Below are 12,271 nucleotides of genomic sequence, written 5' to 3' on the forward strand. Positions count from 1 at the left end.
CGTGTAAAGAGCGAGGTATGCTCTCTGTAGGTGACACGGCACCCGATTTCGAACTCCTCGACCAGCACGGCGACCCGATTTCGCTCTCCGACTACCGCGGCCAACACGTCGTCGTCTACTTCTACCCGCGTGCGGACACCCCGGGCTGTACGAAAGAAGCGTGTGGCTTCCGCGACGCCTGGGACGAATTTGGCGAGCGAGACGTGGCGGTCCTCGGAATTAGCGACGACCCAGTTTCGGACCTCGACTCCTTCGCCGAGAAGTACGACCTCCCGTTCTCGCTTCTCTCGGACGAAGACGGGAGCGTCTCCAGCGAGTACGACTCCTACGGCGAAAAGAACATGTTCGGAAAGACCTTCGACGGCGTGTTCCGCAACACGTACCTCGTCGGCCCCGACGGAACCATAGAGCGCGTCTACGAAGGCGTCTCGCCCGAGGGCCACGCCGAAGAGATTCTCTCCGACATCGACGACTGAACTACCACCCCGGAGTTCGCCCCACGGAATCGGGGTCGAAGTCGCAACTTGTCCCCGAGTACCTTCTTTACAAACACAGGGGGACACACCGCATTTCCGGTGAAACAAACGCGAAGCTCGTTGAAAATTTAGTATCCCTAGCAGTGGGTACCACTACGTAGCGGACAAGAGTAATAAGAACGTATCGATCCGCCGGAATCAACCCGACGGAGGTGAGTGTCGATGGACTCGCGTGAACGCGTCGTCGGACGTGTGTACGCGGGTGCTGCGACGGACGCCGGTGCCTAGTAGAAGGTCCGGCTCGTTTCGTCCTTGCGGTCGCGTTCGACCTCGCTCTTCTGGAAGCGCTTTTCGATTTCTTCGTACCGGCGACTGACCTCGTCGGTGACGCTCGGGCCAACCTCGTCGAGAGCGTTCACGAAGTGCTCCATCGTAACACGAACGTTGCCGATGCTCTCTTCTATCTCCTCTTTCTTCACGCTCGTGATGAACTCGCGACTGGCGTTCATCGACGCCTCGCGGCAGAGCGCTTCGAGGTCGGCACCGACGTAGCCGTCGGTCCGCGACGCGATTTTGTCGAGGTCAACGTCGTCGGCCAGCGGCTTGTTCCGCGTGTGTACGTCGAGGATGGCACGACGGGCCTCCTCGTCGGGGACGGGAACGTGGACGTGGCGGTCGAGGCGACCGGGACGCAGGAGCGCCGCGTCGATGAGGTCCGGGCGGTTCGTCGTCGCGATGACGACCACGTCTTCGAGCGCTTCGAGACCGTCTAACTCGGTCAGGAGTTGCGAGACGACGCGCTCTGTGACGCCTGAACTCGTCGAGTCGCGGCCGCGTTCGGTGGCGATGGAGTCGATTTCGTCGAAGAACACGACGGTCGGCGCGTTCTCACGGGCCTTCGAGAACACCTCGCGGACGCCCTTTTCGGACTCGCCGACGAACTTGTTCAGGAGTTCGGGCCCCTTGATGGAGATGAAGTTCGACTCCGACTCGTTGGCGACGGCCTTTGCGAGGAGGGTCTTGCCGGTCCCCGGCGGGCCGTACATCAGGACGCCTTTGGCGGCGTCCATGTCCATCTGCTGGAACACCTCGGGGTATTCGAGGGGCCACTGGATGGTCTCGCGGAGACGCTCTTTGGTGTCTTCGAGACCGCCAACGTCGTTCCACGTGACATCCGGAACCTCAACGAACACTTCGCGGAGCGCCGAGGGTTCGATGCTCTTGAGCGCCTCCTTGAAGTCCTCCTCGGTGACGCGCAGGTTCTCCAGCACCTCGGCGTCTATCTCCTCGGCTTCGAGGTCGAGTTGCGGGCGAATGCGCCGCAGGGCGTGCATCGCCGACTCCTTGGCGAGGGATTCGAGGTCGGCACCGACGAACCCGTGGGTGCTGTCGGCGTAGTCGTCGAGGTCGATGCTGTCGACGAGCGGCATGTTCCGCGTGTGGACCTGCAGGATTTCCTTGCGGCCGTCGCGGTCGGGGACGCCGATTTCGATTTCGCGGTCGAACCGGCCGCCGCGGCGGAGCGCGTTGTCGATGGCGTCGACGCGGTTGGTCGCGCCGATGACGACCACCTCGCCGCGCTCGTCGAGGCCGTCCATAAGCGAGAGCAGTTGCGCGACGACGCGGCGTTCCACGTCACCGCCAGCCTCGCCCCGCTTGGGAGCGATGGAGTCGAGTTCGTCGATGAAGACGATTGCGGGCGCGTTCTCCGTCGCCTCCTCGAAGATTTCGCGGAGTTGCTCTTCGGACTCCCCGTAGTACTTCGACATAATCTCCGGCCCGGAGATGGTGTGGAACGAGGCGTCGATTTCGTTGGCGACGGCCTTGGCGATGAGCGTCTTACCAGTCCCCGGCGGGCCATGCAGGAGGACGCCCTTCGGGGGTTCGATGCCGAGGCGCTTGAACAGTTCCGGGTGGCGCATCGGCAGTTCGATCATCTCGCGGACCTGTTCGAGTTCCTTGTCGAGGCCACCGATGTCCTCGTAGGTCACGGAGGGACCGTCGCTCGTGCCGGGTGCGGTGTCGGAAATCTGCTCGGCGGGCTTCTGGCTGACCTGGAACTCAGTGTTGTCGTTGACGACGACCGTCCCCGACGGCTGCGTCGAGGCGATTTTGATGGGGACCGACTGGTTGGAGGCGCTCATGAAGCCGAAACCCAGCGGCAGCTGGATGTTCTGGCCCGTGGTGACGGGCTGGCCGGAGAGCTTGTCGCGGATGTAGGTCCCGATGTTCCCGCCGATGCGGAGGTTCTGCGGGAGCGCAATCGTGACCCGCTGGGCGGGTTTTACGTCTGCTTTCTCTATGTTGACACGGTCGTCGATACCGACGCCCGCCTGTTGCCGGAGGCGGCCGTCGATACGGATGACGCCGGAGTTCTGGTCTTCGGGGTAACCCGGCCAGACACGGGCGATGGCGGTACCGCCGTCAGGACCTTCGATGCGGATGAAATCTCCGCCTTCGAGGTCGAGTTGAGATGCGGCGGCCCGGTCGATAGCAGCGAGTCCTCGACCGGCGTCTTTCTGCTTTAGGGGTTTGACGATGAGTTTCATTTATTTTTGAATGGTGATGGTGAGCACGCCGTTTTGCACGTCGACGTGGGCGTCGCCGGCGGGGAGTTCGAACTCCGTCTCGGCCACGCGGCTTCCGGTATCGGCGATGACGATTGCCGTCGAGCCGATGATGTCCACGTCGATGTCGTCCTCCGGGAGGCCGACATCGGCCGCAATGACCCAGCTGTCGTCGTATTCGTACCGGCGAAGGAAGCGCTCGTTCCCGCCGGCGAACTGTTGCATGCTCATAATATATCTAACCCAAGGTTAGTGCTTTCAGTATTAAAGCTTTGCCCCAACAAATCGGGTGACGGCACGGCGTATACCGAATTTCAGTTGTATTGCGGTTCACACTCGATTCGCCTCAGTACGTAGTTCGTGGCGAGGCAATGTCAAACTAGTGGGCCAATAAATTTGTCATACAACAATAATATAGTGGTTGTGAATTCGTCCCGCCGGAAAGGGTCGAGAACACACCACGTCGTAGGGGTTTATTCGCTCGGCGGGCACACGTTCACACATATGGAGACTGCGACGGTTGACCACCACGGGCGGACGACGAACTATCGCATCCGTGACGCGGGCGGCGATGGCCCGACGATTCTGTGTATCCACGGCAGCGGCGGCGCACTGGGTGCGTGGCGCGGACAGTTCCGACTAGCGAACGAGTATCCCGTCGCGGCGCTCGACCTCAGCGGCCACGGCGACAGCGACGACGTAGACGCCGATGCGGGGTACGAGACGTTCTCGGCGTACGTAGACGACGTGGTCGCCGTGGCTGACGAAACCGACGCGAGCGTTCTCATCGGAAATTCGCTCGGTGGAGCCGTCGCGATGACGCTCGCACTCGAACGCGAACTGGACCTCGACGCGCTCGTTCTCACGGGTACCGGGGCAAAACTCTCGGTCCTCCAAGACTTGCTGGAATGGCTGGACGACGATTTCGACAAGGCGGTCGAGTTCCTCCACGGCGACGACCACCTGCTTCACACGACTGACGAGCGGTTCGTCGAAGGCTCGAAGCAAGCGATGTACGACGCGGGACAGGCGGTTACCCGCCGCGACTTCTACTCGTGTCACACCTTCGACGTGCGCGACAAACTGGGGGACATCGACGTGCCGACGCTGGCGCTCGTCGGCGAGCACGACAGACTGACGCCGCCGAGTTATCACGAGTACCTCGCAACGGAGCTTCCCGACTGCGAACTTGCGACGATAGAAGACGCGGCACACCTCGCCATGCTCGAACAGCCGAAGGCGTTCAACGCGGCCGTGCAGGACTTCCTCGACCGTCGAATCTGAACACTCCCACGACCGTCGAGTCTGAACACCCCACAGCCGCCAGTTTCGGGACCTTGCTCAGTACAGTTCGTCGAGTTCGTCCTCGACGTGGCTGTGTTCTTCGGCGGGGAACGTACCGGATTCGACGGCCTCGCGGTAGGCGTCGACTGCCGACTCCATCTCGGATTTTACGTCGCCGAACTGGGTCGCAAACGGCGGGACGCGGTCGCTTAATCCGACCACGTCGTTGATGACGAGCACTTGTCCGTCGCAGTCGGGACCGGCACCGATGCCGATAGTCGGGATGTCGATGGCCTCCGTGACCTGCTGTGCGAGGTTCGCGGGGACGTGTTCGAGAACGAGCGAGAACGCGCCGGCCTCTGCGTGGGCCTTCGCGAGGTCCATGATTTCGCGGGCGTCGTCGCGGTCGGTTCCCTGTCTGCTGAGGCCGAGTTCCTTCACTCGCTGTGGCGTGAGACCGAGGTGCGCCATCACGGGGATACCGAGTTGGACGAGACGCGCTGTCAGTTCGACAGTGTGCGGGCCGCTTTCTAACTTGACCGCGTCGGCGTCCGATTCTTTCAGCATGCGTCCGCAGTTTTCGATACTGGACGCTTCGTCCACCCCGAACGAGAGAAACGGCATGTCGGCGACGACGAGGGCGTCGTCCGTCGCGCGGGCGACCGCTGCGGTCCGACTCTGCATCTCGTCGACTGTGACCGGCAGCGTCGAGTCGTACCCGAGCGACGCGTTGCCCAGGCTGTCGCCGACGAGGATGATGTCGATTTCGGCCTCGTCGACGATGCGCGCCGTCGGCGCGTCGTACGCCGTGAGCATCGTGATTGGCTCGTCTCCAGCCTTCGCCCGAAGGGAACGTACCGTGGCCATGGTTGCCATTCGCCCGTCCGGGTTATGAGCCTCCCCCTTTGTCGATGCTGACCGGAATCGGCACGCATTAGCCCCCTGCGTGAGACGTCCACCCGTGCAACCAGTCGAGCGGTCGAATCCGGACGGCGTCGATTACGGATGGGTCATGCAGATGACGTTCGTGACGACGATTCTCGTCGGGTCGCCCATCGTGGCCGCACTCTCGTTAAATGCGACGCTCCCCACGTGGGCCGACAAGGCGGAGTTCGCCATCCGCGTCGGCGCGGTCATCTGGTTCATCACCGCCATCGCCGTCTTCATTTACGCCAAGCGCACCGACGCTGGCGACGGCGGCACCAAGCCGGACGACGATATCAAACCGGACAGCACCGCGACGAAACCCGACTCGGAGCCGAACGCTGAGGCGGACGACTGACTCCTCCCGGAAACTCTTTCACACGATACGGCGACGTTCGCGTATGATAGACGAGACCATCGAGGAGATTCGTGAGATGCAGACGCACAGCTCCTCGGTCGTCGCCGTCAAGGCAACCCGGTCGCTCGCGGAGTTAACCGAGCGCGACTACATTACTGTCGAGGAGTTCGAACGCGACCTCGAACGGAACGTCAGCGCGCTCAAACGCGCGAACCCGTCGCATGCATCCCTCTACAACGCACTTGAGGAGGTCCTCAACGACGTACAGGGACAGGCAGACGGGATCGACGAAGCGCGCGAACTCACGCGCACGACTATCGACCGCGTCGTCGAGAAGGTCGAAACGGGGAAACACCGCGCCGCGAAGAACGCGGCCGAAACGTTCGAAGACGGCGATACCTTCCTCACCCACGACTACTCGTCGACGGTCATGGAGGCCGTCGAACTGACCGTCGAAGACGGGAACGAACTCCACGCCTACATCACGGAGGCGCGCCCGCGCTACCTCGGTCGGAAGTTCGCCCGCGAACTCGCCGCCATCGACGGCGTGCAACCGCACCTGATGGTCGACGGGGCGTCGGGACTCTTCCTCCCGCGATGTGACCGCGTCGTCATCGGCATGGACTGCATCGTCGAGAACACGCTCTACAACCGCATCGGTACCTTCCCGCTCGTCGCCGCCGCCAACGAAGTCGGCGTGCCCGTGACGGTCGTTGGGTCGAGCGCAAAGCTCGTCGACGGCGGGTTCCGCTTCGAAAACGAGATTCGGTCGCCCAGCGAGGTCATGCTCGAACCCGTCGAGGGAATCGAGTTAGAAAACCCCGCCTACGACGCCACGCCGGTCGAACTCATCGACGAAGTCATCACCGACGAGGGCATCGTCGAGTACTAATTGGGCTGCAGTTCAGGTTCCTAATTTCGGAATCGACTGGTAGCCACCACTTAACACCGAGGTTGACTTCGCGTGGGGAAGTCCCGTTGAAACTCGACGTGGTTTGCGTGAAGCAATTGGTGAACAACTAAATGTCTCGGGGTATCTTATTCAGATACGATGGCACACAAACCCCGGGAAGAGGACCACGACGATGAGGGCCACGAAGAGTCCGTCCCTCAAGAGGTTCTCGACGGGATCGAAGACCTCGTTGAGGGACGCGTGTCCTCAAAAGAGGAAATTGCCAGTGTCCTGAAATTCTGAATTCGGGAGTATTTTTTAATTTGCTATCGTCGGCACTTCTTGAGTGAGTTCCGTTCCCCTCAATAGTGAAGAAACGGTCGCGATATTCGCAGACCAGTTCACGAAGTCGCTTGGAGGTCTCGATGCAACGGAACAGCAGCGCGTACTCAAGAAAATCTGCCGTGTATTAGAGAGCGATACTCCATCCCGCCACATCTACGAAGTTCCGACAGGGTGTGACAAACTAGAGATTTTCCGCGAAGGGAACATTCTCCGTATCTACGGCAAGCTCGTCCTCGGGGTACCCAAGGACAACAAGACGTACAACATCTTGCATCTGTTTTACGTAGACAAGCACAAATACCGCCAGAGAGACCTCGTACGGTTCGACGAGTTGTCGGAGAGAGCTCTCAAGCGGGCGACCGTAATATCGTCACTGCAGCGTATCGAGGAATATCTAGAATCGAACAAAGCGCTCGACGCCGATGATGTTCAGCACCTTCTCGATGAAGGTCACTCCCTCTCTTGAAGAGAGTTTGTGGTTGGGTTGCACTCGAAGGCCATTGTGTAGCCGTCTAGAGATACGATAGGAACCTCCTAATTGGGCACCCTGAAAACAAGCGGCACATCGAGAACGCACCATTACGCTTCGGCGGAGCGACTACAAATACTGTTGGCGACGGCTGTTTCTGACCTAGTCGAGGCTGACCCACTCGCCGGTTTCGTCCGACCGCTCGATAGCATCGAGAATCTCCTGTACCTCGTAGGCGTCCTCGAACGATGGGTGGAACTCCCCGCCTTCGGACGCCGCAGTGAGGAACTCGTAGTTCTCGTGGACGAACGTGTGCTCCCAGCCGATGACGTGGCCCGGCGGCCACCAGTGGTCCACGTAGGGGTCGGTCTCGTCGGTGACGAGTACCGTCTCGTAGCCGCGCGAATCGCCCGTCAAGACCGCCAGTTCGTTGAGGCGTTCGAGCGAGAACTTCAGACTCCCCTCCGAGCCGTGAATCTCGATGGTGTGGTCGTTTTTGTGGCCGTTGGCGAAGCGCGAGGCTTCGAGCGACCCGACTGCGCCGTTTTCGAACTCGGCCTGTGCGGTGTAGGCGTCGTCGACAGTCACGGGCTTGTACTCGTCCGTGCCGGGAACCGGGCGCTCGTCGACGAACGTTTGGAGGTGCCCGGAGACGCGCTCGATGTCGCCCGCGACGTTGCCGACGAGGAAGCGCACGAGGTCCACGGTGTGCGCGCCGAGGTCGCCGAGCGCGCCGGACCCGGCGTACTCCTTTTCCATGCGCCACGCCCACGGTGCCTCGGGGTCGACGAGCCAGTCCTGCAGGTAGCGACCGCGCACGTGGTGAATCTCACCGAGTTCGCCGTCTTCGATGAGGCCCTTGGCGTACTGGATGGCGGGGACGAAGCGATAGTTGAAGGCGCATCCGGCCACACCGTCAGCGTCACGGGCGGCGTCGCGCATTGCTTCGGCTTCGTCCAGTGTGGGGGCAAGCGGCTTCTCACAGAAGACGTGTGCGCCTGCTTCGAGCGCCGCGATGGAAGGTTCGGCGTGGAGATGGTTCGGCCCGAGGTTGTAGAACACGTCCACCTCGTCGACCACGTCGCGCCAGTCTGTCGCCGTCGATTCGAAGCCGAATCGCTCGGCGGCGTCTGCGAGCGCCTCCTCGTCGCGGCCGATGATGACGGAGCGCTCGACATCGGGCGCGTCGGGGAAGAACATCGGGAGGCGGGCAAGCGCGTTTGAGTGGGCCTTGCCCATGAAGCGGTAGCCGAAGACGCCGACTTTGAGAGGTTCAGTCATCGTTGATTACTCCGCCCAGTAGGCTTCGCCGGGTTGCGTTTCGAAGACGGCGCGTCCGAGCACGTCCACGGCCTTCTCTAGCCCCTCTCTGGACGAGGTAAGCGCGTCTTCGTGTTCGATAGAGAGCGCGCCCTCGTAGCCGACCATCCGAAGCGTCGAGACCACGTCCTTCCAGTGTTCCTCGCCGTGACCGTAGCCGATAGAGCGGAAGAGCCACGAGCGGTTGGCGGTGTCTGCGTACGAGGTGGTGTCGAGGACACCCTTAATGCGCGATTCGGACTCGTACACCTTCGTGTCCTTCGCGTGGAAGTGGTGGATAGCGTCGTGCTCGCCGAGGAACCGAATCGCGTCGGTGATGGAGATGTCCTGCCAGTAGAGGTGCGAGGGGTCGAAGTTCGCGCCGATGCGCTCGTTGGTCGCCTCGCGGAGTTTCAGCATCCCCGTGGGTTCGTAGACGAGCATGTTGGGGTGCATCTCGATGGCCATGTCGACGCCGTAGTCGTCGGCGTATTCGGCGAGGTCAGACCAGTAGTCGATGGCGACGTCCCACTGGTACTCGTGGGCGTCGGCGTGTTCTGTCGGCCACGGGGCTGTAATCCAGTTCGGCACCTCGTCGTTCGGGCCGCCTGCGGGCAGGCCAGAGAAACAGGTGACGGTGTTCACGTCGAGGGCGGCAGCGAGTTCGATGGCTTCGCGGAGTTCCGTATCTGCCTCGGCAGCCGTCTCCTCGTCCGGGTGCAGCGGATTGTTGTGGGTCGCCAGCGCGCTGATCTGCATGCCTCGGTCTTCGACGGCCGCGAGCAGGTCAGCCTGTGCGTCTTCGTCACCGAGGACTGCTGTTCGGTCGACGTGGTCTTGGCCGGGCCAGCCGCCGACGCCGAGTTCGACACCTTCGACGCCGATACCGGACAGATAGTCGAGCACGTCATCGAGGGATTCGTTCCCGAGCGGGACAGTGAGCACTCCGATGTACATACACAGACCTACTACTACGGAGCGAATAAAAATTAAGGATACGAGCAAAGTCAGTGCTGCGCTCGCAGGAGCAGAGAGAGACGTGTCGAATGCGAGGTATCGTTCCTAGCGCCGGAGGAACTCGGAGAGACGCTCGCGGAGGCTCGCTTCCTCGCCGAGACGGAGGTAGTACGCCGCGCCGCCGTCTTCGTAGTAGCCGTCGATACGGCGTCGGATGGTAAAGCCGAGGTTCTCGTAGAAGTCGAGCGCGTTCGTGTTCGTCGTGCGGGCGTGGCAGGTGACGACTGGGTTCTCTTCTGCGACTTTTGCGACGAGTCGTTTGCCGTGGCCTTCGCCTCTGTCGTTGGGAGCGACGGCGAGAAAGAGAATGTAGCCGTCGCGTCGTGTGGAGGCGAACGCGACCAGTGCGTCGTTTTCGAAGAGGAGATAGGTCGTCGAACGGCGGTAGGCGTCCATAAAGAATCCGCGGCGCTGTTTCAGGAGGCCCTCGTTGGCCCGGATGACCTCTTTGAGGTCCCACGCCTCCTCAGCGTACGCTGTCTCGCCGGGCCCGTCGACCCGCATCGTTACGTTGACGCTCACAATCCGAGGTAGCCGGAGGGAGAATATAACTCCACCGTCCATGTGAACGACGCACACGAGAACAGTTTACGCCCGCACCCGCCGATTACGCCCGCACCCGACGACCGAAAAGACGAGGGGTGGCTGTCACCCACGAGTCGGTATGGGTTTCACACTTCGCGAACACACCGCCGACGTGGCCGTCGAAGCAGACGGTGCCAGCCTCGGCGACGTTTTCGCCGCCGTCGCAGACGGTCTCACGGCCGCAATGTGCGACGAGGTTGCAGACACTGGCGAGCGCTTCTCGCTTTCTGTCCGGGCTGAGAGTCGGGAAGCGGCACTGTTCGACTATCTGGACGAACTCATCTACGAGCGCGACGTGCGCGGCGTCCTCCCCGCCGACCACGACGCGACGGTTCGCCAAGACGGCGACGAGTGGGTCGTCGAAGCCTCGGCCCGCGGCGTCCCGTTCGCCGACGTGACCGCCCGCGACGTGAAAGCCGTCACCTACTCCGAGATGAGACTGGAAGAAGGCAAAGACGGGTGGGACGCCTACGTCGTCTTCGACGTGTGAACGCGGTCCGACCGCACACCTCTTTTTTCTGACTCCCGATTCGACCCGACGCGTGACGGAATCCTATTGAATCGCCGTCTCGAACGTTCGAATATGACCACACGCGAGTTCGGCGATATCGAACTGCGACGAGTTCGCGAGCACGTCTGGGAGATTCCGCAGGAGGGCGAGATGAACGCTCCCGCGCGGGTGCTCGCCTCCGAGGCGTTGCTCGAACAGATTGGACAGGACAAGACGCTCGAACAGTTGCGGAACGCGACGCACCTGCCGGGCATCGCTAACCACGCCATCTGCATGCCCGACGGACACCAGGGGTACGGATTCCCCGTCGGCGGCGTCGGCGCGACGGACACGACAGACGGGTGTATCTCGCCCGGAGCCGTCGGCTACGACATCAACTGCGGCGTGCGGATGATGACGACGAACCTCACCTACGAGGACCTTCAGGGCAAGGAATCGGAACTCGTAGATGCGCTGTTCGACGCCATCCCGAGCGGCCTCGGCGGCGGTGGTGTCGTGACGGGCGACAGAGAGACCATCGACGACATTCTCGCACGCGGGATGCAGTGGGCGCTCGACGCGGGGTACGCCACCGAAGACGACCTTGCACACTGCGAAGACGAAGGGTTCCGCGACGACGCACGGCCCGAGTTCGTCTCGCAGAAGGCCAAAGACCGCGGGCGTAACCAAATCGGTAGCCTCGGGTCCGGCAACCACTTCCTCGAAGTCCAGCGCGTCACCGACGTGTACCGCGACGACGTAGCGGAGTCGTTCGGTCTCGAAACCGACCAAATCGTCGTCCTCATCCACTGCGGGTCGCGCGGCCTCGGCCACCAGACCTGTACGGACTACCTCCGCCGCATCGAGAAGGAACACGCCGACCTGCTGGCGGAGTTGCCGGACAAGGAACTCGCCGCCGCGCCCGCCGGGTCTAAACTCGCCGAGGAGTACTACGGCGCGATGTGCGCCGCTATCAACTTCGCGTGGGTGAACCGGCAACTCATCATGCACCGCACGCGAGAGGTGTTCGCCGACGTGTTCGACCGCGACTGGCGCGACATGGAGATGCGCCACCTCTACGACGTGGCGCACAACATCGCCAAGAAGGAAGTTCACACCGTTGACGGCGAAGAACGAGAACTCTACGTCCACCGAAAGGGTGCGACGCGAGCGTTCCCCGCGGGCCGACCCGAACTCCCGCCAGCGTACGCCGAGGTCGGACAACCGGTCATCATCCCCGGCAGCATGGGCGCTGGAAGCTACGTCCTCCGCGGTGGTGAGTCGTCGCTGGACCTCACGTTCGGGTCGACAGCCCACGGTGCGGGTCGCCTGATGAGCCGAACACAGGCGAAACGAGAATACTGGGGCGAGACGGTCCAAGACGAACTCCGCGAGCAACAGAAGATTTTCGTCAAGGCGCAGTCGGGCGCGACGGTGGCCGAAGAGGCACCCGGCGTCTACAAGGACGTTGACGAGGTTGTCCGCGTCTCCGACGAGTTAGGCATCGGCGACAAAGTCGTTCGGACGTTCCCCGTCTGCAACATCAAGGGCTAACCGTTCACAAC

The 12,271-nt window shown here is 62.1% G+C and carries 14 protein-coding genes; 8 read left to right on the top strand and 6 right to left on the bottom strand.

Annotation, left to right across the window (positions count from 1 at the left end; all coding sequences use genetic code 11):
* Nucleotides 1–17: 17 nt before the first annotated feature.
* Nucleotides 18–476, top strand: coding sequence for a thioredoxin-dependent thiol peroxidase (gene bcp / locus ACH9L7_RS02625; protein WP_396612199.1), 459 nt, complete (start codon nt 18–20; stop codon nt 474–476).
* Nucleotides 477–760: 284 nt separating this feature from the next.
* On the opposite strand, the gene ACH9L7_RS02630 is transcribed toward bcp, so the two are convergent.
* Both ACH9L7_RS02630 and ACH9L7_RS02635 read right to left on the bottom strand, forming a co-directional pair.
* Nucleotides 761–3,025 (bottom strand): CDC48 family AAA ATPase, encoded by a 2,265-nt coding sequence (locus tag ACH9L7_RS02630; protein WP_396612200.1) that lies wholly within the window; start codon nt 3,023–3,025, stop codon nt 761–763.
* The gene (locus ACH9L7_RS02635; protein ID WP_396612201.1) at nt 3,026–3,274 is read right to left on the bottom strand and encodes an Hsp20/alpha crystallin family protein; all 249 of its coding nucleotides are present in this window, start codon (nt 3,272–3,274) and stop codon (nt 3,026–3,028) included.
* Between the two features lie 273 nt (nt 3,275–3,547).
* On the opposite strand from ACH9L7_RS02635, the gene ACH9L7_RS02640 reads away from it, so the two are divergent.
* Nucleotides 3,548–4,327, top strand: a complete 780-nt coding sequence (locus tag ACH9L7_RS02640) for an alpha/beta fold hydrolase (RefSeq protein ID WP_396612202.1) — start codon at nt 3,548–3,550, stop codon at nt 4,325–4,327.
* A 57-nt stretch (nt 4,328–4,384) separates the two neighbouring features.
* Here the strand turns inward: ACH9L7_RS02640 and panB are convergent, their stop codons facing one another.
* A complete protein-coding gene (gene panB / locus ACH9L7_RS02645; RefSeq protein WP_396612203.1) occupies nt 4,385–5,194 on the bottom strand; it encodes a 3-methyl-2-oxobutanoate hydroxymethyltransferase in 810 nt (269 codons plus the stop codon).
* Between the two features lie 94 nt (nt 5,195–5,288).
* Here panB and ACH9L7_RS02650 point away from each other — a divergent pair, with 94 nt between their 5' ends.
* The 4 genes from ACH9L7_RS02650 (at nt 5,289) to ACH9L7_RS02665 (ending at nt 7,312) form a co-directional block, all read left to right on the top strand.
* A complete protein-coding gene (locus tag ACH9L7_RS02650) occupies nt 5,289–5,609 on the top strand; it encodes a DUF5822 domain-containing protein (protein WP_396612204.1) in 321 nt (106 codons plus the stop codon).
* A gap of 43 nt (nt 5,610–5,652) precedes the next feature.
* Nucleotides 5,653–6,501, top strand: coding sequence for a translation initiation factor eIF-2B (locus ACH9L7_RS02655; protein WP_396612205.1), 849 nt, complete (start codon nt 5,653–5,655; stop codon nt 6,499–6,501).
* A 159-nt stretch (nt 6,502–6,660) separates the two neighbouring features.
* On the top strand, nt 6,661–6,804 hold the full coding sequence (locus ACH9L7_RS02660) for a hypothetical protein (protein WP_396612206.1): 144 nt from the start codon (nt 6,661–6,663) through the stop codon (nt 6,802–6,804).
* Between the two features lie 43 nt (nt 6,805–6,847).
* Nucleotides 6,848–7,312, top strand: a complete 465-nt coding sequence (locus ACH9L7_RS02665) for a hypothetical protein (protein ID WP_396612207.1) — start codon at nt 6,848–6,850, stop codon at nt 7,310–7,312.
* 165 nt (nt 7,313–7,477) lie between these two features.
* Here the strand turns inward: ACH9L7_RS02665 and ACH9L7_RS02670 are convergent, their stop codons facing one another.
* The 3 genes from ACH9L7_RS02670 to ACH9L7_RS02680 all read right to left on the bottom strand — a co-directional run bounded on the left by ACH9L7_RS02670 (nt 7,478) and on the right by ACH9L7_RS02680 (nt 10,153).
* Complete coding sequence (locus ACH9L7_RS02670) at nt 7,478–8,596, bottom strand: Gfo/Idh/MocA family protein (RefSeq protein ID WP_396612208.1); 1,119 nt, start codon at nt 8,594–8,596, stop codon at nt 7,478–7,480.
* 6 nt (nt 8,597–8,602) lie between these two features.
* Nucleotides 8,603–9,571 (bottom strand): sugar phosphate isomerase/epimerase family protein, encoded by a 969-nt coding sequence (locus ACH9L7_RS02675; protein WP_396612209.1) that lies wholly within the window; start codon nt 9,569–9,571, stop codon nt 8,603–8,605.
* Nucleotides 9,572–9,676: 105 nt separating this feature from the next.
* Nucleotides 9,677–10,153, bottom strand: a complete 477-nt coding sequence (locus ACH9L7_RS02680) for a GNAT family N-acetyltransferase (protein WP_396612210.1) — start codon at nt 10,151–10,153, stop codon at nt 9,677–9,679.
* Nucleotides 10,154–10,295: 142 nt separating this feature from the next.
* On the opposite strand from ACH9L7_RS02680, the gene ACH9L7_RS02685 reads away from it, so the two are divergent.
* Both ACH9L7_RS02685 and ACH9L7_RS02690 read left to right on the top strand, forming a co-directional pair.
* A complete protein-coding gene (locus ACH9L7_RS02685; protein ID WP_396612211.1) occupies nt 10,296–10,706 on the top strand; it encodes an archease in 411 nt (136 codons plus the stop codon).
* A 93-nt stretch (nt 10,707–10,799) separates the two neighbouring features.
* Nucleotides 10,800–12,260, top strand: a complete 1,461-nt coding sequence (locus tag ACH9L7_RS02690; RefSeq protein WP_396612212.1) for an RtcB family protein — start codon at nt 10,800–10,802, stop codon at nt 12,258–12,260.
* Nucleotides 12,261–12,271: the final 11 nt, after the last annotated feature.

Source organism: Haloferax sp. S1W (assembly GCF_044593955.1).
Lineage (GTDB): Archaea > Halobacteriota > Halobacteria > Halobacteriales > Haloferacaceae > Haloferax.

Bases quoted from the DNA above. Each gene is read 5' to 3' on its own strand.
- ACH9L7_RS02640 (WP_396612202.1), top strand. From the start codon at position 3,548: ATGGAGACTGCGACGGTTGACCACCACGGGCGGACGACGAACTATCGC.
- ACH9L7_RS02635 (WP_396612201.1), bottom strand. From the start codon at position 3,274: ATGAGCATGCAACAGTTCGCCGGCGGGAACGAGCGCTTCCTTCGCCGG.
- ACH9L7_RS02685 (WP_396612211.1), top strand. From the start codon at position 10,296: ATGGGTTTCACACTTCGCGAACACACCGCCGACGTGGCCGTCGAAGCA.
- ACH9L7_RS02655 (WP_396612205.1), top strand. From the start codon at position 5,653: ATGATAGACGAGACCATCGAGGAGATTCGTGAGATGCAGACGCACAGC.
- ACH9L7_RS02690 (WP_396612212.1), top strand. From the start codon at position 10,800: ATGACCACACGCGAGTTCGGCGATATCGAACTGCGACGAGTTCGCGAG.
- bcp (WP_396612199.1), top strand. From the start codon at position 18: ATGCTCTCTGTAGGTGACACGGCACCCGATTTCGAACTCCTCGACCAG.
- ACH9L7_RS02660 (WP_396612206.1), top strand. From the start codon at position 6,661: ATGGCACACAAACCCCGGGAAGAGGACCACGACGATGAGGGCCACGAA.
- ACH9L7_RS02630 (WP_396612200.1), bottom strand. From the start codon at position 3,025: ATGAAACTCATCGTCAAACCCCTAAAGCAGAAAGACGCCGGTCGAGGA.
- ACH9L7_RS02675 (WP_396612209.1), bottom strand. From the start codon at position 9,571: ATGTACATCGGAGTGCTCACTGTCCCGCTCGGGAACGAATCCCTCGAT.
- panB (WP_396612203.1), bottom strand. From the start codon at position 5,194: ATGGCCACGGTACGTTCCCTTCGGGCGAAGGCTGGAGACGAGCCAATC.
- ACH9L7_RS02670 (WP_396612208.1), bottom strand. From the start codon at position 8,596: ATGACTGAACCTCTCAAAGTCGGCGTCTTCGGCTACCGCTTCATGGGC.